This is a genomic window from Nocardioides sp. (assembly GCF_047606145.1).
In the GTDB taxonomy this organism is placed as follows: domain Bacteria; phylum Actinomycetota; class Actinomycetes; order Propionibacteriales; family Nocardioidaceae; genus Nocardioides.
Window position 1 is genome coordinate 22,121 of sequence record NZ_JASGET010000139.1, and the last position, 19,906, is coordinate 42,026.

General features: G+C 72.3%; 19 protein-coding genes. 7 read left to right on the plus strand and 12 right to left on the minus strand.

The features are described from left to right. Window positions 1–3: 3 nt before the first annotated feature. Window positions 4–1,506, minus strand: coding sequence for a DHA2 family efflux MFS transporter permease subunit (locus QM638_RS18675; RefSeq protein WP_415144414.1), 1,503 nt, complete (start codon window positions 1,504–1,506; stop codon window positions 4–6). A 188-nt stretch (window positions 1,507–1,694) separates the two neighbouring features. On the opposite strand from QM638_RS18675, the gene QM638_RS18680 reads away from it, so the two are divergent. Together QM638_RS18680 and QM638_RS18685 are read left to right on the plus strand one after the other, a co-directional pair. Next, window positions 1,695–2,465, plus strand: a complete 771-nt coding sequence (locus QM638_RS18680; protein ID WP_415144416.1) for a sensor histidine kinase — start codon at window positions 1,695–1,697, stop codon at window positions 2,463–2,465. After that, on the plus strand, window positions 2,462–3,130 hold the full coding sequence (locus QM638_RS18685; protein ID WP_415144418.1) for a response regulator: 669 nt from the start codon (window positions 2,462–2,464) through the stop codon (window positions 3,128–3,130). The genes QM638_RS18680 and QM638_RS18685 overlap by 4 nt, the downstream gene beginning before the upstream one ends. 144 nt (window positions 3,131–3,274) lie before the next feature. On the opposite strand, the gene QM638_RS18690 is transcribed toward QM638_RS18685, so the two are convergent. Then, the gene (locus QM638_RS18690) at window positions 3,275–5,056 is read right to left on the minus strand and encodes a GNAT family N-acetyltransferase (protein WP_415144420.1); all 1,782 of its coding nucleotides are present in this window, start codon (window positions 5,054–5,056) and stop codon (window positions 3,275–3,277) included. 87 nt (window positions 5,057–5,143) lie between these two features. Here QM638_RS18690 and QM638_RS18695 point away from each other — a divergent pair, with 87 nt between their 5' ends. Both QM638_RS18695 and QM638_RS18700 read left to right on the plus strand, forming a co-directional pair. Continuing rightward, window positions 5,144–5,923: an alpha/beta fold hydrolase gene (locus QM638_RS18695; protein WP_415144421.1), complete on the plus strand. Its 780-nt coding sequence runs from the start codon at window positions 5,144–5,146 to the stop codon at window positions 5,921–5,923. A gap of 62 nt (window positions 5,924–5,985) precedes the next feature. Beyond that, complete coding sequence (locus tag QM638_RS18700) at window positions 5,986–6,201, plus strand: DUF433 domain-containing protein (protein ID WP_415144611.1); 216 nt, start codon at window positions 5,986–5,988, stop codon at window positions 6,199–6,201. On the opposite strand, the gene QM638_RS18705 is transcribed toward QM638_RS18700, so the two are convergent. Together QM638_RS18705 and QM638_RS18710 are read right to left on the minus strand one after the other, a co-directional pair. Continuing rightward, a complete protein-coding gene (locus tag QM638_RS18705; RefSeq protein ID WP_415144423.1) occupies window positions 6,137–6,820 on the minus strand; it encodes a hypothetical protein in 684 nt (227 codons plus the stop codon). The two genes, QM638_RS18700 and QM638_RS18705, sit on opposite strands and share 65 nt — an antisense overlap. 320 nt (window positions 6,821–7,140) lie before the next feature. Next, entirely contained in the window at window positions 7,141–7,815 is a 675-nt protein-coding gene (locus QM638_RS18710; protein ID WP_415144425.1) for an HAD family hydrolase, read from the minus strand. Window positions 7,816–7,896: 81 nt separating this feature from the next. Between QM638_RS18710 and QM638_RS18715 the strand changes: the two genes are divergently transcribed. Continuing rightward, window positions 7,897–9,249, plus strand: a complete 1,353-nt coding sequence (locus tag QM638_RS18715) for a class II 3-deoxy-7-phosphoheptulonate synthase (protein ID WP_415144427.1) — start codon at window positions 7,897–7,899, stop codon at window positions 9,247–9,249. 143 nt (window positions 9,250–9,392) lie between these two features. On the opposite strand, the gene QM638_RS18720 is transcribed toward QM638_RS18715, so the two are convergent. From QM638_RS18720 to pknB, 5 genes are all read right to left on the minus strand, one after another. Beyond that, entirely contained in the window at window positions 9,393–9,860 is a 468-nt protein-coding gene (locus tag QM638_RS18720; RefSeq protein WP_415144428.1) for a GNAT family N-acetyltransferase, read from the minus strand. A gap of 50 nt (window positions 9,861–9,910) precedes the next feature. Next, the gene (locus tag QM638_RS18725; protein ID WP_415144430.1) at window positions 9,911–10,558 is read right to left on the minus strand and encodes a hypothetical protein; all 648 of its coding nucleotides are present in this window, start codon (window positions 10,556–10,558) and stop codon (window positions 9,911–9,913) included. 208 nt (window positions 10,559–10,766) lie between these two features. Beyond that, window positions 10,767–11,660 carry a DMT family transporter gene (locus QM638_RS18730; protein ID WP_415144432.1) on the minus strand — a complete coding sequence of 298 codons (894 nt, stop codon included), beginning with the start codon at window positions 11,658–11,660 and terminating at the stop codon, window positions 10,767–10,769. 31 nt (window positions 11,661–11,691) lie between these two features. Continuing rightward, window positions 11,692–12,594 carry a deoxyribonuclease IV gene (locus QM638_RS18735; protein ID WP_415144434.1) on the minus strand — a complete coding sequence of 301 codons (903 nt, stop codon included), beginning with the start codon at window positions 12,592–12,594 and terminating at the stop codon, window positions 11,692–11,694. 56 nt (window positions 12,595–12,650) lie between these two features. After that, entirely contained in the window at window positions 12,651–14,741 is a 2,091-nt protein-coding gene (gene pknB, locus QM638_RS18740) for a Stk1 family PASTA domain-containing Ser/Thr kinase (protein WP_415144436.1), read from the minus strand. A gap of 110 nt (window positions 14,742–14,851) precedes the next feature. Here pknB and QM638_RS18745 point away from each other — a divergent pair, with 110 nt between their 5' ends. Both QM638_RS18745 and metF read left to right on the plus strand, forming a co-directional pair. Beyond that, window positions 14,852–15,223, plus strand: a complete 372-nt coding sequence (locus tag QM638_RS18745) for an Rv2175c family DNA-binding protein (protein ID WP_415144438.1) — start codon at window positions 14,852–14,854, stop codon at window positions 15,221–15,223. Between the two features lie 114 nt (window positions 15,224–15,337). Continuing rightward, window positions 15,338–16,225, plus strand: coding sequence for a methylenetetrahydrofolate reductase [NAD(P)H] (gene metF / locus QM638_RS18750; RefSeq protein WP_415144440.1), 888 nt, complete (start codon window positions 15,338–15,340; stop codon window positions 16,223–16,225). 94 nt (window positions 16,226–16,319) lie between these two features. Here metF and QM638_RS18755 read toward each other — a convergent pair whose 3' ends face one another. The 3 genes from QM638_RS18755 to QM638_RS18765 all read right to left on the minus strand — a co-directional run bounded on the left by QM638_RS18755 (window position 16,320) and on the right by QM638_RS18765 (window position 19,856). Next, window positions 16,320–17,633, minus strand: a complete 1,314-nt coding sequence (locus QM638_RS18755) for a phytoene desaturase family protein (protein ID WP_415144442.1) — start codon at window positions 17,631–17,633, stop codon at window positions 16,320–16,322. A gap of 67 nt (window positions 17,634–17,700) precedes the next feature. Next, the gene (gene eutC / locus QM638_RS18760) at window positions 17,701–18,438 is read right to left on the minus strand and encodes an ethanolamine ammonia-lyase subunit EutC (protein WP_415144444.1); all 738 of its coding nucleotides are present in this window, start codon (window positions 18,436–18,438) and stop codon (window positions 17,701–17,703) included. Beyond that, complete coding sequence (locus tag QM638_RS18765; RefSeq protein WP_415144445.1) at window positions 18,435–19,856, minus strand: ethanolamine ammonia-lyase subunit EutB; 1,422 nt, start codon at window positions 19,854–19,856, stop codon at window positions 18,435–18,437. Before QM638_RS18765 ends, eutC begins: the two co-directional genes overlap by 4 nt. Window positions 19,857–19,906: the final 50 nt, after the last annotated feature.

Here is a 19,906-nt window from a genome sequence, read left to right on the forward strand (position 1 = left end):
TGCTCACGGCTTCGCCACCACGGTGGCGTCCGCCCGCGATCCGGCGGCCGCGCGCGGCGTGCGTGGCGTGCGCGGCAGGAAGTAGAGCGGCACGAAGGCGGTGAGCATCAGCACCGCGGCGACCAGATAGGCGTGCCCGAAGGCATGCACGAGGCCGTGTCGGAGGGCATCGTTGGCCAGCAGCGTCGACATGAGCGCCACTCCGCACGAGGTGGCGAGCTGGCGAGAGATGCTGACCATCGTCGTGCCGTGGGCGACCTCGTGGTGGCGCAGCGTGTGCAGTGCCGCGGTGAACAGCGGCATCATCCCGGTCCCCATGCCCAGGCCCATCACGAACAACGCCGGGATCAGATAGGTCCAGTACGGGGAGTCGGACGAGACCCAGGTCAGCGACAGCATCCCGATGGCGCTGAGCGCCAGTCCGAGCGGCGCGATCCGGCCGATCGGGATCCGGTCCGAGAGCCGTCCGGAGACCGTCATCGCCACCATCGCGCCGAGGCCCTGGGGCGCGAGCAGCAGACCGGACGTCAACGTCGTCTCGCCCCGGACCTCCTGGAAGTAGGTCGGCACCAGCAACAGCCCACCGAAGAACGCGGCGCTGAACAGGAACAGCGCGCCGACCGATGCCGACAGCTCACGATTGCGGAGCAGACGCAGGTCCAACAACGGCCCTCGGGAGCGCAGCGTGCGCACCACGAACGCCGACATGAGGGCGGCGCCGGCGATCATCGGCCAGTAGACCTTCGGGCTCGCCATCGTGTGATGATCCGGGACCGACGAGACGCCGTAGAGGAACAGCGCGAGTCCGGGAGACATCAGCACCAGGCCGACGAGGTCGAGCGACTCGGCCGCGTTCGCCCGGTCGGCGGGGAGCGCGAACCAGGCACAGACCAGGGTCACGACCCCGAGGGGGAGGTTGATCAGGAAGATCCAGTGCCACGACGCCGTCTCGATCAGCCAGCCGCCGAGAATGGGGCCGGCGATCGGGCCCAACAGCATCGGTACGCCGAGGATCGACATCAGCCGGCCGATCCGGCCGGGGCCGGCGGCCCTGGTGACGATGGTCATGCCGAGCGGCATCAGCATCCCGCCGCCGAGTCCTTGGAGCACCCGGAACCCGATCAACACCTCGATCGACGGGGCGCACGCGCACAGCACCGACCCGGCGGTGAAGAGGGCGACGGCGAGCATGAAGGGCCGCTTCGTGCCGAATCGACCGGCGGCCCACCCGGTCAACGGGATCACCGCCGCCATCGCCAGCGTGTAGGCCGTGACGGTCCAGGCCACCGCGGTGTACGAGGCCGGCCGGCCCGCGTCAGCGAAGGTGTGCTGGAACGTCGGCAGTGCGACGTTCACGACGGTGACGTCGAGGATCGACATGATGACGCCGAGGACGACGACGCCGGCGATCCGCAGCAGGGCGGCATCGATCGGCTCGGCCTCGCCGGACGGGGCGGTGGGCTCGGCTGGGACTGTGGGTGGGGACGGGACTGTGGGTCGGGACACCGATCCTCCTCGGGTTCGTGGTCATCCCAGCCTCGACCGATCGATCGCCGCAGTCGTCAGGCGTGGGGAGTCACTTCGGTCTGCGGAGGCGGTCGATCCCAGGCGGTCGGTGTCATCGTGGGGGAGTACGCCGGACGTCATCCTCGACGACGATGTCGCCCGGCGCGCTCCGCTCCTAGAGTGACCTCATGGGCCTCGACCGCAGACTGACCGCGCTGTACGCCGCGGGGTGGGCGGTGTCCGCCGTCCTGATGGCGGCGGTCTACCGGCAGTGGAAGGCACGACTTCGCGAGGCGGAGGAGCGGGCGGCCGAGATCGAGCGCACCCACCAGGAGGCGATCCGGCGCGAGTCGGCGGAGGAGCGGGTGCGCATCGCTCGCGACCTGCACGACTCCCTGACCCACAGCATCTCGGTGGTGAAGATCCAGGCGGCGGTGGCGGCGCATCTCGCCCGCAAGCGCGGCGAGGAGGTGCCCGAGCCGCTCCGCGCGATCGAGGAGGCGGCCGGGGAGGCGGCACGCGAGCTCCGCGCCACCCTCAGCGTGCTGCGCGAGTCCGCGAGCGATCACGGGCTCGAACGGCTCGGTCAGCTCGTCGCCCGCACCACCGCCGCCGGGGTGCCGACGACCCTGACCACGGTCGGGCTCCCCGACGGCTCGGCGGACCTGCCGAGCGAGATCAGCACCACGGCGTACCGCATCGTGCAGGAGTCGCTGACCAACGTCGCCCGGCATGCAGGGAACGCCTCGGCCTCGGTCACCGTCTCGCGCACCGACGGACTGCTCGTCGTGGAGGTGCGCGATGACGGCGACGGGTCTGCCGGCACCCCGCTGACGCCGGGACACGGGATCATCGGCATGCGCGAACGAGCCGCGGGTGTCGGCGGATCGCTGCACGTCGGCGGCGACGCCGAGGGGTTCACCGTGCGCGCCGAGCTGCCACTCGGGAGCCCCACGTGATCAGGGTGCTGCTCGTCGACGACCAGGCACTGATCCGCAGCGGACTGCGGGCTCTCCTCGACGCCGACGACGACATGTGCGTGGTCGCGGAGGCGGCCGACGGCCAGGCCGGACTGGCGGCGGTCCTCGAGCATCGACCGGACCTGGTGCTGATGGACATCCGGATGCCGGTGCTCGACGGCATCGAGACGACCCGGCGGATCGTCGCCGACCCGCGGCTGTCCGCGGTGCGCGTGGTCATCCTGACCAACTACGGGCTCGACGAGTACGTCTTCATGGCGCTGCGCGCCGGCGCGAGTGGCTTCCTGGTCAAGGACACCGAGCCGGAGGACGTGCTGCAGGCCGTGCGCGTCGTCGCCGGTGGGGAGGCGCTGCTCTCGCCGGCCGTGACCCGCACCTTGATCAGCGAGTTCGTCTCCCGGCCACCCACCACCGTCTCGACGAGCGCACGGGAGGCGCTCACCGCTCGGGAGCGCGAGGTGGTCACGCTGGTCGGCCACGGGCTGAGCAACGACGAGATCGCGGATCGGCTCGTGGTCAGCCCGGCGACCGCCAAGACGCATGTCAGCCGGGCGATGCTCAAGGTGTCGGCGCGTGACCGGGCCCAACTGGTGGTGTTCGCCTACGAGAGCGGGCTGGTCCAGCCCCGGGTCGAGCGAGGCTGAGGGCGGTGCCACCGATCCGGTCAACGGGATCAGCCTCGGTGGCCACCACCGCCGCGCCCACGATCCGGCCCACACACCCGCATGACCAACGGCACCCTCCGATTCCACCCACGAAGGTGAGTTCGGTGGCGCTCGCCGGACTCGTCATAGCGTCCGCTTGAGCCCGGCGTGGCTCTCCTGGTAGCCGAGCCGGGCGTAGAACGCCCGCGCCCGGTCGCGGGCCAGGTCGGTGGTGAGCTGGGCGAGGGTGGCGCCGCGGGCACGGCCGTGGTCGTGGGCCCAGGCGAGCATCGCCGTACCGAGGCCGTGGCCACGCGCGCCCGGCGCGATCCGCACCCCTTCGATCTGCAGCCGGGTGGTGCCGCCCCGGGAGAGCCCCGGGATGATGGTCAGCTGCATCGTCCCGACGATCTCCTCGTCCTCGTCGCGGACCACCGCCAGGTAGTGCGAGGAGTCGTGGGCCACCGCGTCGTAGGCGGCCTCGTAGCGGGCCAGTTCGGCGCCCTCGCGGGCTCGGCCGATCGGGTCGTCGCTGAGCAGCGCCACCAGCGCCGGTACGTCGGCCCGGGTCGCTCGCTGCACCCGGTAGGTGCGGCCGCCGAGCCGGAGTCGGCCGCCGACCGAGGCGCGGGCCCGGGCCCGTAGGCGGGAGACGAGCGCGTCGAGCCAGGCGCCGACATGGCGGCGGGCCTCGTCGGTGTCGGGGTAGCGACAGCGCAGGTGCAACCCGGTCTCGTCGAGCATGAACCACAGCATCACGCCGTCGGTCAGGATCCGGGCGCTGACGTACTGCGCCTCCAGCCCGGTCGCGTCCACCCGGACCGGGAGCCGGCGCAGGTCCAGCCAGGAGATCGCGAACATCCCGGGCGGCTCGGGCATGCCGCCCCAGGGACGCAGGATCTCCTCCAGCGGCCACGAGCCGAGCGCGACCGCCTCCCTGACCGCGGCGGCGCTGGCGGACGGGTCCGGATCACCCGACTCGAGCACCGAGTTGGTGATGAACCAGCCGACCGAGTCGTGCCAGATGGCGTCGTACCTGCTGTGCACCGGGAAGACCGCGCGTAGCGGCGTACCGGCGAGATCGTGGGTGACCGCGGTCATCGCGGCGACCACCAGCGCCAGCGTGGAGACGCCGTCCTCGCGCGCCTGCGCGGCGAACGCGGCGCTGTCGTCGACGTCGAGGACGTCGCGGACCTCGACCCGCTCACGCTCGGGGCCGCTCGTTCCCGGATCCGAACCGAACAGCGGCAGCGGGAAGCGCGGCATCGTGTCGCCGCTGGCGGCCAGCACCTCGGCCCAACGGCGGTGGATTTCCGGCGGTGCCGGGGGACGCTCGCGCAGCGCGAGGGTGTGCTCGGCGAACGCGGGCGTCGCGGCGAGACCGGGCTTCCGCCCGGAGCGCACCGCGCCGAGCGCGGTGAGCAGGTCCCGCGCGATCACCAGCATCGACCACATGTCCACGTGCGAGTGATCGGCCGCGACCACGATGGTCGGCTCGGTGGCCGTCTCGATCATGCACAGCCGATGCGAGGGCCGGTGGTACGGCGTACAGGCCCGGTCCAACACGTCGCGGAGCGCATCGTTGACCGCCTGCCCGGGCGCGATCGGATGCTCCACCCAGGCGCCGGCGGAGACCTCGACCTGATGGAGGGCCGGCTCGCCGTCGTCTCCGGGCACGAAGACCGAGCGCAGTGTGCCGTGTCGAGCGATCACCGCCAGCCAGGCGGCGGCGAGATCATCGGGTGGCACCGGCTCGGGCAGTCGCAGCGAGAGCGCCATCCACGATCCGGCCCGCTCGCCGGCACCGACGTGGCGGCGCTGGTCGAAGGAGACCGGCAACGATGCGCCGAGAGGACCCACCGTCACGTCGTAGCCGATCAGGCGACCGAACGGCACTCGGAGGTGGGCGACGTTGGTCAGCCGCATGTCGGTAGCCTAGTTGAGAAGTCATCCGGTCGACCCCGCCCCGCCGGGGCCGACCCGTCCGGGGCCGGTGGCCCTCGAGGAGTCGCCGTGTCTGTCTTCTCAGTCCCAGGTGCCGAGCTCGACGTCGAGCTGAGCGACGAGGGTGGCCATCCGGTGGTCCAACTGCACGGGCTGACCTCCTCGCGCAGGCGGGACCGATTGCTCAACCTCGACCTCGGTCGGGGGCTGTCCGGCACCCGCCTGCTGCGCTACGACGCCCGCGGCCACGGCCGCTCGACCGGCCGCCCGGTGTCCGACGACTACCGGTGGCCGGTGCTGGCCGAGGACCTGTTGGCGCTGCTGGAGAGCTGGTTCCCCGGCGAGCGGGTGCACGGCGTCGGTCCGTCGATGGGGTGCGCGACGCTCCTGCACGCGGCGGTGCTGGACCCCGACCGGTTCGCCGGCTTCACCCTGATGCTGCCCCCGACCGCGTGGGCGACCCGGGCGGCGAGGGCGACCACCTATCGCGCCGAGGCCGACGCCGTCGAGCGGGATGGGATGAAGGCGTTCCTCGCCGCGGACCGCGAGGAGAAGCCTCCGCCGGCCACCGTCGGCCGACCCGTCACGTTGCCGGAGATCCGCGAAGCGCTGCTGCCGAGCGTGCTTCGCGGAGCCGCCGCCAGCGACCTCCCGGACGCCGCCCGGATCGCGGCGATCGCCGTACCCACCACCGTCCTGGCCTGGATCGACGACCCCGGACACCCGGTCTCGACCGCGCAGGAGCTGGTCCGGCTGATGCCGTCGGCGGCTCTGGAGATCGCCGGTACGCCGGCCGAGGTCGACCGCTGGCCGGAGACGCTGCACGACGACGTCGCCAGGCACGGGTAGCGGCGCACCCGCGGCGTATCCGTGGAGCCTGGACTCCTGGCAGCTGCTTGGACCTGATCACGGTGGACCCGCTGATCTGCCACGGCGCCCCCACGGTCGGTGGCATGCGCATCCGAGTGCAGGACGTCTTGGAACCGCTCGCCTCCGGCATGACGTATGAGGAGATCCTCGCCGACTGCGACGAGTTGAGGCCGCGTCCTCGGCTTGATGGGCCTACTCCTTGTGAACGAGCGCCCCGACCGTACTGGGTCCGTGGTCGAGGAACCACCCGAGCTTGAGGCGGCCGGTCGCGTCGGGCAGGGCAAGTTGCATCGCGAAGGTGAGGCTGCCGCCGGGTGGGATCCTGCGGTGCCCGGCGCAGTTGAGCCGATACGTCTGGGTCGTCTTGCCCTTCCCGTACACGTTGGCGCTCTGGGTGTAGGAGGGGCAGGTCCGGAAGGTGATCGCCTTCCTCGATGCGTTCGACAGCGTGACGGTGTAGTCCAGCGTCGAGCCGGTGGCTGTCTCCGGGAGAGTCACATCGGCCCTCAGGCCCGCGTAGGTCGTCTCGTCGTCCTCGCTCGGGGCGATGAGGTCCACGCCCGAGCAGTTCGTGAGCGCGTCGGGGAGGGACGTGCCACTGACCGGGATGTCGTCGCCGCCAAGGCTGAGGGCGACGGGGTTGGTTGCCTGCTGGGCGTCGGCGGCATCGGTGCAGGTGGTGTCGAATCCGACGGAGAAGTCGAGACTCTTGCCCCGTGCGACCTGGCGCACCAGGTGTGGCGTGTCGCCGGTCGCGGCCGCCATCGTCACCGCGGCCTTGTCACCGATCGTGCTGGTGAGGGTGATCTCGTCGTTGGGCATCGAGCAGTCCGGGCCGTTGTCGGTCACGGTGATGTGGAGTCGGTACTGACCCATCACGACTTCGGGTGGTGTGCTGGAGGCCGCGAGCGAGGCGGCGCTGCAGGTGGCGGTGTCGCCTGTCTCTGCCCCGTCGTCCGAGGTTGCGGCCAATGGCTTCCAAGCGATAGCCGACTCGGTGGTCGGTGTCGTCGCCGGTGGCGTGCTGAGGTGGGCCGGACCGAGGTTCACGGCGATCACGACCCCTGCCCCCACCGCGACGACGGCCACAGCCGCGGCGGCCGTCTTCCGCACGCGTGCTTCGCAAGCCCTGACCGACCCCATACGGGTGAGATTGGTTCGGCCACTTGTTTGTTGCCGTGTCGAGTGACGGGTCCTCAGAACCCTTGGATGGTGAAGTCGAGTTCGGCCAGGGTCCGCACACGCGGTACGTCGGCCCCCGAATGACGACCGTGCCGGTCGAGCAGCACGCCGGCCATCCCCGCATCCCGGGCGCCGTGGACGTCCTGCTCGAGCGAGTTGCCCACCATGACGGCCTCGTCTCTGGTGACCCCGACCAGGGCGAGAGCGTGGGCGAATGAGCGTGGATCGGGCTTTCCGGCAGGAAGCATCGACGAGGCGACAAGTACGCCGACTTCCGCACTGAGGCCAAGACTGTCCAGCTTGAAGCGTTGGTGTTCCTCGTCGCCGTTGGTGAAGACGGCCGCGACGAGCCCCGCGGCGCGGGTGCGGCGCAGCGCCGGAACGGCGTCGTCGAAGACGGTCCAACCGGCTTCGTAGCGCGACAGGTATCCGGCGAACAGGTCGTCCGCCCGGACATCGTCGACGGTGACGCCCAGGAAGTCACGGACCCGTTCGCGTCGTTGTTCGGTGAAGGTCAGCTCACGCCGCTGGTAGCGCGCGTAGTTGCGGGCGGAGACGGCGACCCACCTCCCCGCCACGTCGTGGTCGGTGACCCCGAGTTCGGCCGCCCAGTCGATGACGGCAGCGGCCGAGGCCGTCGCCTGGTCCACCAGAGTGTCATCGAGGTCGAAGAGGACAGCCCGGAGCACTGGCAGAACCTAACACCCCGCCGAGTCTCGCCGTACGTTATTGATGCCCGGCCCCCGACGCCGCGCGCGTACCCTGGAGCGGTGACCGGCGACATCCCCACCCTTGAGCAGCTGCACGCCCTCGGAGCCGCCCAGCAGCCGACGTACGACGACCCGACCGCCCTGGCCGCGGCCGTGGCTCGGCTGCGGACGCTGCCGCCGCTGGTCTTTGCCGGCGAGTGCGACGAGCTCAAGGAGAAGATCGCCGCCGCGAGCCGCGGCGACGCGTTCATCCTGCAGGGTGGGGACTGCGCCGAGACCTTCGTCGACGCCACCGCCGACAACACCCGCAACAAGCTCCGGGTGCTGCTGCAGATGGCGGTCGTGCTCACCTACGCCGCCTCCGTGCCGGTGGTCAAGATCGGCCGGCTGGCCGGGCAGTACGCCAAGCCGCGCTCCAGCAACGACGAGACCCGCCAGACGCCCGACGGCCCGGTGACGCTGCCGGCCTACCGCGGCGACGCGGTCAACGGCTACGACTTCACCCCCGAGTCCCGGATCCCGGATCCGCAGCGGATGGTCGAGGTCTACCACCGCTCCGCGGCCACGCTGAACCTCGTGCGTGCCTTCACCACCGGTGGGTACGCCGACCTGCGCCAGGTGCACGCCTGGAACTCCGAGTTCGTCCGCAACTCACCGGTCGGCGCCAAGTACGAGGCGATGGCCGCCGAGATCGACCACGCGTTGCAGTTCATGCAGGCCATCGGCGCCGACCCGGACGAGTTCCACCGGGTCGACTTCTACTCCAGCCACGAGGCGCTGCTGCTCGAATACGAGCACGCCATGACCCGGGTCGACTCCCGCACCGAGCGGCCCTACAACGTGTCGGGCCACTTCGTCTGGATCGGCGAGCGCACCCGTCAGCTCGACGGTGCCCATGTGGAGTACTTCCGCCACCTGAGCAATCCGATCGGGTGCAAGCTCGGGCCGTCCGCGACCGCCGACGACGCGCTCGCGCTGGCCCGGCGGCTCAACCCCGACAACGAGCCCGGCCGGCTCAGCTTCATCACCCGGTTCGGCGCGGCCAAGATCCGTGACGGGCTGCCCGGGCTGGTGGAGAAGGTCACCGCCGAGGGGGTCAACGTCACCTGGATCAGCGACCCGATGCACGGCAACACCTTCTCCGCCTCCACCGGCTACAAGACTCGCCGGTTCGAGGACGTGCTCGACGAGGTCCAGGGCTTCTTCGACGTGCACCGCTCGCTCGGCACCGTGCCCGGCGGCATCCTGGTGGAGAACACCGGCGACGATGTCACCGAGATCATCGGCGGCGGCGAGGAGCTCGACGAATACGGGCTCGCCCACCGCTACGAGTCGGTCGTCGACCCGCGGCTCAACCGGGTGCAGTCGTTGGAGATGGCCTATCAGGTCGCCGCCATGCTTCGCCGACGCTAGCGCCCGCTGGCGGAGCTCCGCGGCGTCTTGCGTGCGGCCTGGGCGGAGTAACACGCTGTCCGATGCGCTACCGGGCCACTGCAACAGGCTGCCAGTGCTCCGAACAACGTGTGACCGCGCGTGACCCTCGATGACCGCCTCGCTCACCCCGCCGACCAGGCGAACTGCATGATCTCGTCGCCGTCCTGGAGCGCCGACCGGTTGCCGGTGTCGGTGAACCCGGTGCTCAGGTAGAGCCGCTGTGCGCGCCGGTTGTCGGTGCGGGTCCACACCGACAGACCGTCGAACTCCCGGTTCTGCAGGTCCCGGACCAGACTCGATCCCACTCGTGAGCCCCAGACCGCCGGGTCGACGAAGACCATTGAGATGTGACCGATCCCGGGCAGCGGTACGCCGTCCTCCAGATAGGTCTCGGCCAGCAGCATCCCGGCCGGCCGCTCCCCGTAGTGCGCCACCAGCAGCAGTTCGGCGGAGGAGATCTTCTCCCGGACCCGGGTCGCCCGCAGCTCGCCCGCCGGCCGCCAGCGAGCGGCGTTGGCGAGCCCCCAGATGCGCACGGCGAGATCCCGGTCGAGGTCGGTCTGCGCGCGGGAGACCAAGATCCGGGGCACCGTGTCACGATACCGGGTCCCGGACGCGGTCCTGGCCCGGCCTCAGCGGCTCAGCGGGCGAGCAGCCACACGCCCGCGGCGAGCATCACGATCAGGAAGCAGAGCAGCACCCACAGCGAGACCACCCACGCCGAGGGCTGGTCGGCGCGCTGGACTCGCACGGTGGCGTCGGCGGGCGGTGCCGCCGGCAGGTAGGTGTGGTCGGGGTGCGCGCTCGGCCGGATCGCGCTCTCGGCCAGCGAGCCCATCACCCGGTGCTCGCCGGTCCGAATGGCCGGACGCACCTGGGTCCGGTCCTCGGCGTACGACGCCGGGCCGGCCGCCGACTGCTCGTCGGCGAACAGCGGATAGCGCGCGCCACGCGGAGCGGAGGTGACCGGGGGCGCCACCACGGGTTCGCTCGGTGCTGGGTTGGCCGGTGCTGGGTTGGCCGGTGCTGGGTTGGCCGGTGGCGGGGTGCTCGGCGGCGCGCTGCTCGGCGGCGCGCTCGCCGTCTGGGCCCGGTCAGCCCGGTCGGTCGGGTCGGTCAGGCCCGCTGGGATCGGACGGATCACCGTCTCGTCACCGGCCGGTGCCGGCGCACTCGACGTGACCGGCGGCGTCCCGGCGTCCTGAGGGCGCGCGTCGGCGCCGCAGTAGGCGCAGAACCGGCCTGTCCCCAGCCGTTGGCCGCACTGTCCGCAGTAGGTCGCGCTCACGTCGCCTCCCTCACCTCGAGCCACCACCCTAAGGCTGGATGCCCAACCGACCCGAATGCCCGCCAGCCGAGTGCCGCATGACCGCGACGACCGAGCCCTGGCGAAGCCGAGCGGGCCCCGACCCGAGCCCTGGCCCGGGCCCCGACCCGAGCCCTGGCCCGAATCCCCTGGCCAACGGCGCCGGAGGCCCGGACCGCGATCGGCCGTCTCAGCCGCTCGGATGCAGCACCTCGCCCTCGATGCTGCGTCGTGGGCCGAGCTCGCTGAGCAGCATCGCGCCGAGCACCAGCAGTCCGCCGACGACCAGCCGGACGGTGGCCTGCTCGCCGCCGAAGAGCACCGCGAACGCGGCCGCGAACACCGGCTCCATCGACATGGTGATCGCGGCCGGCGTCGGGGCCAGGTGCGCCTGCGCCCAGGTCTGGGCGAGCAGGCCGAGGCCGCCCACGACGAGCGCCATGTAGAGCAGTGCAAGCCAGTCTGCCCTCCGGTCGGGCAGCACCACCCCGTTCCAGCCGGTGACCAGCAGGCACAGCGCTCCGATCACCAGCAGCTGCACGATCGAACTGCCCAGCGCCGTCTGCGGTGTGGACCAGGCGCTGAGCGCGACGATGTGCAGCGCGTAGAGCACCGCGGCGGCCAGCGTCAGGGCCTCGCCACCGCCGATCGAGACCCCGCTCAGGGTCAGGATGCCGAGACCCACGACGGCCACCATCGCGGCCAGCCAGGTCGGTCGTCCGATCGAGGCGTGCCAGAGTGCCGCGGCCAGCAACGGAGTGAGCACGACACAGCTGCCGGTGATGAAGCCGGAGACGGTCGCCGGGGTGCGCACCAGGCCCTCGGTCTGCAGGATCTGGGCGAGCCCGTACAGCAGGCCGAGCGCCACCGACCGGCGCAGGGCGGGCCGGGGGAGTCGCCGTACCGCGCCCGGTGCGATGGCCAGCAGGACCAGGCCGGCGATGGCGAAGCGCACGCCGAGGAAGTCGAGGGTCGGGATCCGCTGCACCAGGTCGTGGATCATGAAGAACGTCGAGCCCCAGCAGGCTGCCAGTGCCAGCAATGCCAGCGTCGCCCAGGTCGAGGTGGACGGTCGGGCGCGCATCACGTCCCTCGGCGAGGAGGTGGTACGGCGCTCATCGGGCGGAGTGGGCGCGCAGCTCGGCGAGCAGCGGCAGGTCCGGGTTGCCGACCTCGCCGGAGCCGGGGGTCTCCAGGATGAACGGCACCGACGCCGTCGCCGGATGGGCGAACAGCTCCCGGAAGGCTTCGGTGCCGATGTGGCCGGCGCCGATCCGCTGGTGCCGGTCCAGGTGGGCGCCGCGGACGTCCATCGAGTCGTTGGCATGGATCAGGCGCAGTCGGCCGGGCCCGCCGAGCTCCACGATCCGGTCGACGGTGGCGGTCGTCCCGCCCGGTTCGTCCAACGGGGCGCAGGCGGCGAAGACATGACAGGTGTCGAGGCAGATCCCCGCTCGGGGGTGCCGGTCCAGAGCGTCCAGATAGGCCGGCAGGTCCTCCACCCCGGCGCACAGCGAGCGGCCCTGGCCGGCGGTCGGCTCCAGCAGCAGCCAGGGCGCGGCCGGGTCGTCCGGATCGCAGAGCTCGGTGAGCAGCGGCAGCAGTCCCGCGCGCACCTGATCGAGCGCGGCGGCGTACCTCTCGGCCGAGGTGGCGGGGTCGGGATCGACGAAGGAGCCGGTGTGCACCACCACGCCCTCGACGCCGAGCTCGGCGGCGCGACGCAGGTGGTGCGCCACCATCGCCACCGACTTCTGATAGGTCGCCGGGGTCGGAGAGCCGAGATTGACCAGGTACGGCGTGTGGATGAAGGCGCGCAGGCCGCGATCCTCGAGCTCACGGCGGAAGTCCTTGTCCTCGGCCGGCCTGCCCGCCGAGAGCGCCCAGCCTCGCGGGTTGCCGACGAAGACCTGCAGGGTCTCGCAACCGAGCTCGTCGGCGGTCGCGAGCGCACCCCTGACCAGGCCCTTGCCGACCCGGACGTGGGTTCCGATGGGGTTGCGCTGACGAGGATCCACGGGGGCGGAGTCTAGACGGGACGAGGTGGGCGGTCTCGGGGCGGTCGCGGCACGACTCAGCTGATCCACACCGTGATGGTCGAGCCGTAGGGGAGCTTCTGGCCGGCGGAGTCCTGGTCCATCACGAACCCGAGCCCGAAGTAGGGCGTGTAGTGCCTGACGTCCACCGTGAAGCCGTCCGACTCCAGCTCGGACCTGGCGCTGTCGAGGCCGTGCCCACGCACCGAGGGCACCTCGACCAGATGCGGTCCCTTGGAGACGGTCAGGGTCACGGTGTCGCCGCGATGCAGCGTGCCTCCGGTGGGGTCCTGGCTGATCACCAGGCCGGCGGCCACATGGTCGTCGTACCGGTTGATCCGCCGGACCTCCAGGTGGCGCTTGCTCAGCGTCGCCTCGGCGTGATCGGCGTCCTCGCCCTGCCAGTGGCCGACCTTGATCGGCCGGCGGCCCTTGCTGACCACCAGGGTGACGGTGTGCCCGGGCCGGAGCACGGTGCCGGCCTTGGGCAGGCTCCGGATGACGTGCCCGGCCGGCACCGTCTCCGACCAGCGCTCGACCGCGGGCGCGACGTCCATCTTGACGGCCGTCAGCCTGTCCTGGGCCCGGTCGGTGGTCAGGCCGGCGACCTTCGGCAGCGGATACTCCTCCACCCCGCGGCTGACCACCAGCGTGACGGTGTCGCCGGAGAGCACCTTCGCCCCGCGGCCGGGCTCGGAGGAGATGACGCTGCCCTTGGCGATGCTGTCGGAGTAGGCGTGCTCCACCCGCACCGACAGTCCGTCGGCCTCGAGCCGCCGGGTGGCGTCGGCACGGGTCAGATCGGCCACCCCGGTGAGCCGGTCGTAGCGCCCGTCGGTGTACCACCAGCCGCCGGTCACGGCACCGGCCAGCACCACCAGAGCGAGCAGGACCAGGGCGAGTCGCCGTCGTCGCCGCGGGCGGCCGGCGCCACCGCGGGCAGGCATCGAGCCGTCGCCTCCGCCCCCGCTGCGGCGGTCCCCGGTGCCTCCGTCGGTGTCTTTGTGGGCGTCGTCATCGGTGGCCCCATCGGCGAGGGGGATACGACGAAGCTGCTCGGTGACGAACGCCGGCGATGCCAGCTCGTCGGCGCGGAGGTCGTGCTCCCGGGTCGCCTCGCGGGCCAGCTCCAGGGTCGACTCGGCTGCGCTCTCGCCTGAGTCCCCGGTGCCGTCGGAGCCGGTCCGGGCGGCGGGCCTCAGGTCGGCGGTCAGCTCGGGGTCGTCGGCGAGTCCCGCGGCGAGCGCCTGGGCCACCCGCCAGGCGAGATGCGCGAAGACGCCGGCGTCGGCCGGCCGGAGCGCCCGGTCTCGTGCGGTGGCGCGGGCGACCAGGGCGTCGACGTACGGCGGGATCCCCGGGACGAGGGTGGACGGCGCGGGCACGTCGGTGTGGACGTGCTTGTAGGCGACCTGGATCGGGGTCTCGCCGAGATGTGGCTTGCGACCGGTGAGCAACTCGAAGAGCAGGACGCCGGCGCTGTAGACGTCGGCACGGGCATCGGCCCGACCCTCGGTGACCAGCTCCGGCGCGATGTAGGAGACGGTGCCGATCAGCACGCCGGTGGAGGTGTGCTGGGTCTCGGCGCTCACCGCGCGGGCCAGACCGAAGTCGGCCACCTTGACCTGACCCGGGCGGGTGCCGACCAGGACGTTCTCCGGCTTGACGTCGCGGTGCACCAGTCCCGCCTGGTGCGCCGCGGCGAGTGCGCTCAGGACCGGCTCGAGCCGGGCCAGGGCCGCGGCCGGCGGCATCGGGCTGTGCCGGGTGATGATGTCGCGCAGGGTCTGCCCGGGGACGTACTCCATCGCCAGGTAGACCACGCCGTCGTCGTCGCCCTGGTCGTAGACCGCCACCACGTGCGGGTGGGAGAGGCGGGCCGCGGCGCGGGCCTCGCGCACGAACCGGGCGGCGAAGGTGTCGTGCTCACCCATCCCGGGGTGCATCACCTTGATCGCGACGGTCCGGTCCAGCCGGAGGTCGTGGGCGACGTACACGCTGGCCATCCCGCCGCGGGCGATCCGCTCGGTGAGGCGATAGCGGCCCTCCAGCACCCGTCCCACCAGGGGGTCGGGTGCGTTCGCCGCGCGTGGCGCGGCGGCTGAGCGGGCGTCCCGTTCAGTGCGCACGTCGGTCCTCCTGCGTCCGGCCGGGGCTGAGACCGGTCTCCCATGGTACGAACCGGAGGGCGGGAATCCCGGCTTCGACCCGCACGCCCGGGAGATGTCACAGTTGGACCATGACCGACAAGCCGCTCGCGGAGCAGGACCTGGGCACGCTGGTGACCGACTGGATCGACTGGGCCGAGGCCGCGCGCCGGCTGGGCGTCACGGTCGGCAAGGTGCGCACCATGATCCGCGACCACGAGCTCGCCGCGGCGGTGCCGCCCGGGGTCCGGGGACAGCGGATCCCGGCCGATCTCATCGTCGACGGGCTGCCGGTCAAGGGGCTGCCCGGGCTGCTGACCGTGCTGCACGACGGCGGGTACGACGACCGGGAGTGCATCGCCTGGCTGTTCCTGGACGCCGACCTGCCCGGCCGGCCGATCGACGCGCTGCGGGAGAACCGCGGCTCGGAGGTCAAACGCCGTGCCCAGGCGATGGCGTTCTGAGCACGGTTCTGGGTCCAGAGCATGACCAGGGACTGAGACCGCTGACTGCGATGTGAGATTCCCGGTGGTGGACGGCGGCTCGTGGTGCCGTCCCACCTGCCTAGAATGGCGGGCATGACCGAGCAGCCCACCCGCATCTCCGACCTGCTCGGCAGCGGGCAGCGGTCGTTCTCGTTCGAGTTCTTCCCGCCCAAGGACGAGGCCGGCACCGACCAGCTCTGGGACGCCATCCGGGCCCTCGAGCCCTACCGGCCGACGTTCGTCTCGGTGACCTACGGTGCCGGCGGCAGCACCCGCGACACCACCATGCGGGTCACCAGCCGGATCGTGCGGGAGACCGGCATGACGCCGTTGGCCCATCTGACCTGCGTGGGCCACACCGTCGCCGAGATCGAGCACGTGCTCGACGCCTACGCCGAGGCCGGCGTCGAGAACGTGATGCTGTTGCGCGGCGATCCGCCCGAGGGACCGCGCGCGGAATGGACGCCGACCCCCGGGGGCCTCACCTACGCCCAGGACCTGGTCGAGCTGGTCGCCGCGCGTGGTGGCTTCGACATCGGAGTGGCGGCCTTCCCCGAGGGCCACCCCGGCGCCTCGTCGCGGGACGCCGACGCCGACGTGCTCGTCGCCAAGGCGAAGGCGGGCGCGGACTTCGCGGTGACCCAGATGTTCTTCCGGGCACAGGACTACTTCGACCTCGTCGAGCGAGTCCGGGACCGCGGGGCCGACCTGCCGATCCTGCCCGGCATCATGCCGATCCTGAACCTGGCCGCGATCCGTCGCCAGGGTGAGCTCATCGGTGCCGCCGTCCCCGATGACGTGGTCGCCCGGCTCGCCGCTCACGGCGAGGACCGAACCGCGGTCCGCGCCGCCGGGATCGAGCTGGCCGCCGAGCTCTGCGAGGAGCTGCTGGCCGGCGGGGCACCCGGCCTGCACTTCTACACGCTCAACCGGTCGAAGGCGACGCTGGAGATCTTCGGTCACCTCAACGTCGCCGTCTGAGCCGGACCGAACGGGACCAGACCGAACGGGACCAGACCGGCTCGCGGACCGGCTCGCGGACCGGCTCAGGCGGACCGGCTCAGGCGGGGCCGGCTCAGGCGGGGCCGATCGCCTGAGCGACCAGGGCCGCCGACAGCCCGACGTAGGGCAGTCCCGCGCCGGGGTTGGCATGGGCGCCGGCGGCGTAGACCCCGGGGATCGGCGTGGACGGCCCGAGCCGCCGGAACACGGTACGGCGACCCGCCCATCGCACCCCGTACGGCGACCCGCCCCAGCGCCGGACCAGCTCGGCCGGCCCGAGGTCGACCCGGGTGATCACCAGGTCGCGCACGTCCAGCGACCGGCCGTCGATCCGGTGCCGGGCCAGGGCGAGGAGCACGTCTTCGAGCAGGGTGCCGTAGGAGTGCACCGTCCAGGCCGGTCCGGCAGCGGTCCGGGCGGTGCGCAGCACCAGCGTCGGGTCGCCGTGCAGCACCAGCTCGGCCGGCAGCCCGGCCAGGTGATCGGGCGGCTCGGCCAGGCCGACATGGGTGATCGCCGGCGGCAGGGCGGGCAGCGTGGCCGCGACCTGCGCCCGCAACGCCGGCAGCCGCCGGGGGTCGATGGCGACCACCACCGCGTCGGCATCGATCTCGCCGGCGCTGGTGGCGACGGCGGCGACCCGGCCGGCCCGGACGACCAGGTCGAGCGCGGTGGTGGCGGTCAGCACCTCCACCCTGCGGGTGGCCAGCCGGGCCTCCAGCGCTCGCGCGAGTCCGGCCATGCCGCCGACCGGCCGCCAGCCGCCGAAGCGCTGCTCCAGATAGGCGCTCAGCCCGGCCCAGGCCGGGACATCGCGCAGCGCGTGCCCCTCGGCCAGGAACGGGTGCGCCGCCACCAGCCGCGCTCGCTCGTCCTTGAAGGCGCGCCGCAGCCGCCTGGCCAGGGTCTGGCGGGAGCCGAACCGCTCGGTCAGCTCCCGGGGCAGGCCGGCCGGGTCCCAGGGCACCTCGAAGTAGTTCTTGCGCAGCACCTCCCAGTCCTCGGCGTACCCGGCGACGTAGTCGGCCCAACGCTGGCCCAGCCCGTCGGCGAGCTCCTCGAAGGCGGCGACCTGGGCGCCGCGGCCGCCGGCCAGCCGCAGCGTGCTGCCGTCGGCGAAGTGATGCTGCCGCAGGACCGGCAGGGGCTCGAGGTCGAGCTCGCGCTCGAGCGGCCGGCCCGACTTGCGGAACAGGTCACGCATCACCGCGGGCAGCAGCGTCGAGGTCGCCGAGGCGTCCCAGACGAACCCGTCGCGCCGTACCGGACGCAGCGCGCCGCCGACCGCGTCGGCGGCCTCGACCAGGCTCACCCGGTGTCCGAGCTTGGCCAGTCGCACCGCGGCCGCCATGCCGCCGTACCCGCCACCGATCACCACCGCCCGCACGCAGCGAAGGGTAGAGGACCGGCCGGATCGGGTCAGGTCGGGTCAGGTCGGGTCAGGTCGGGTCGGGTCAGGTGGTGGTACCGCCCGCGCCCAGCTGGGCGGAGGCGTCCTTGAGCCGTACGCCGGTGGCGCCGAGCTGCCGGGCGCCGACGATGAGCGAGGCGATGGTGCGAGCCGCCGTGTCGTAGTCGAGGCCGCGCGGCGGGCGGATGTTGGAGATGCAGTTGCGGGCCGAGTCGAGGATCCCGGGGCGGGGGTCCCAGGTGAGGTAGGCGCCGAGTGAGTCGGCCGAGGAGAGTCCCGGACGCTCGCCGATGAGGACGAGGACGAGGCGTGTCCCCAGCGCCGCGCCGAGGTGGTCGCCCAGCGCGAGCCGGGCCTGGGTGGCGACGACCGGGGGTGCGACCGTCGTGGTCGCGTCGAGCAGCGGGAGCAGCGCCTCGAGCAGTGCCGCGGCATGCGCGTGGACCGCGGTCGCGGAGAGCCCGTCGGCCACGACGACGGCAAGCTCCGCACCGGCGTTCGCCGGGAGCGGTGAGCCCGGCTGCCGCCCCAGGTCGGGTCGGGTGAGGTAGGTGGCGCGATCGGGCGCCGCCGAGGCGACGAGGACCGGCTCGCCCATGCCGAGCCCGGTGAGCTCCGCGACCACCCGATCGACATCGAGTGGCAGGTGGACCGCATCGCGCGCGGCCGCATGGGCGGCGCCCGCGGCCAGGACGGCGGCGGTCGGCTCTCCCGACCCCGCCCGTCCGAGGCCGACCCGGGCCGGCGTCGTACCCCTCAGGGTGTCCCAGAAGTCGCTCACCGCGGGCCGGCCACCAGTTCGCGCAGCGCGGTCGTGGCCGGGTCGACCGCACGGACGCCGCCCTCCGGGGTGAGCAGGCCGATCCGGTCGAGCCAGTCCTCGAACTCCGGCGCGGGTCGCTTCCCGAGCACCTGCCGCAGGTAGAGCGCGTCGTGGAAGGAGGTCGACTGGTAGCCGAGCATCACGTCGTCGGTCCCGGGGATGCCCATCACGTAGCTGCAGCCGGCGACGCCGAGCAGCGTGAGCAGGGTGTCCATGTCGTCCTGGTCGGCCTCGGCGTGGTTGGTGTAGCAGACGTCGACGCCCATCGGTACGCCGAGGAGCTTGCCGCAGAAGTGGTCCTCCAGGCCGGCACGGGTGATCTGCTTGCCGTCGTAGAGGTACTCCGGGCCGATGAAGCCCACCACCGTGTTGACCAGGAACGGCTCGAAGGCGCGCGCCACGCCGTACGCCCGGGCCTCGAGGGTCTGCTGGTCGACCGGCCGGCCGCCGGTGCCGAGATGGGCGTCGGCGGAGAGCGCCGATCCCTGGCCGGTCTCGAAGTACATCACGTTGGCGGTCCCGGGATCGCCCACCGTGGCGCGTCGCAGCGACCGGGCGGCCTCGTTGGCCTCGTGCAGCATCGACAGCTCCACCCCGAACCCCTCGTTGGCGCGCTGGGTGCCGGCGATCGACTGGAACGGCAGGTCGACCGGATGGCCCTGCGCGATCAGGTCGATGGTGGTCGTGACGTGGGTGAGGACACAGGACTGGGTGGGGATGTCGTAGCGCTGCCGGACGTCGTCGATGAGGTGGAGCAACCGGGCGACGGTGGCCGGGCTGTCGGAGGCCGGGTTGATGCCGATGACGGCGTCGCCGGAGCCGAGCAGGAGTCCGTCGAGGATCGAGGCGGCGACGCCGGTCGCGTCGTCGGTCGGGTGGTTGGGCTGCAGCCGGGTGGCCAGCCGCCCGGCCAGGCCCACCGTGGTCCGGAAGCGGGTGACCACCTCGGTCGCGGCGGCCACGGCGATGAGGTCCTGGTTGCGCATGATCTTCGAGACGGCGGCGACCATCTCGGGGGTGAGACCCGGCGCGAGGTCCCGGAGTGCCGTCGTGTCGCGACGGGCCGCGGCCTCGAGGAGCCACTCCCGGAAGGCGCCGACGCTGAGCTGCCGTACGCCGGCGAAAGCCTCGGCGTCGTGTGACTCCAGGATCAGCCGAGTGACGTCGTCCTCCTCCGGCGGGACCACCGGCTCGTCGAGGAACGTGGCGAGCGGGACGTCCGCGAGCGCGAGCCTGGCCGCCGCCCGCTCGCCGTCCGTCTGTGCGGCGCAGCCCGCCAGCACGTCGCCGGAGCGTAGCGGGGTCGCCTTCGCCAGCAGGTCGACCAGCCCGTCGAACTCGTAGGTGCGACCGTGAAGGGTCTGCAGGTAGCGCATGGCGCCACGCTAGCCACCCCGGATCACGCGGGCGTTACCTCCGAGCATCC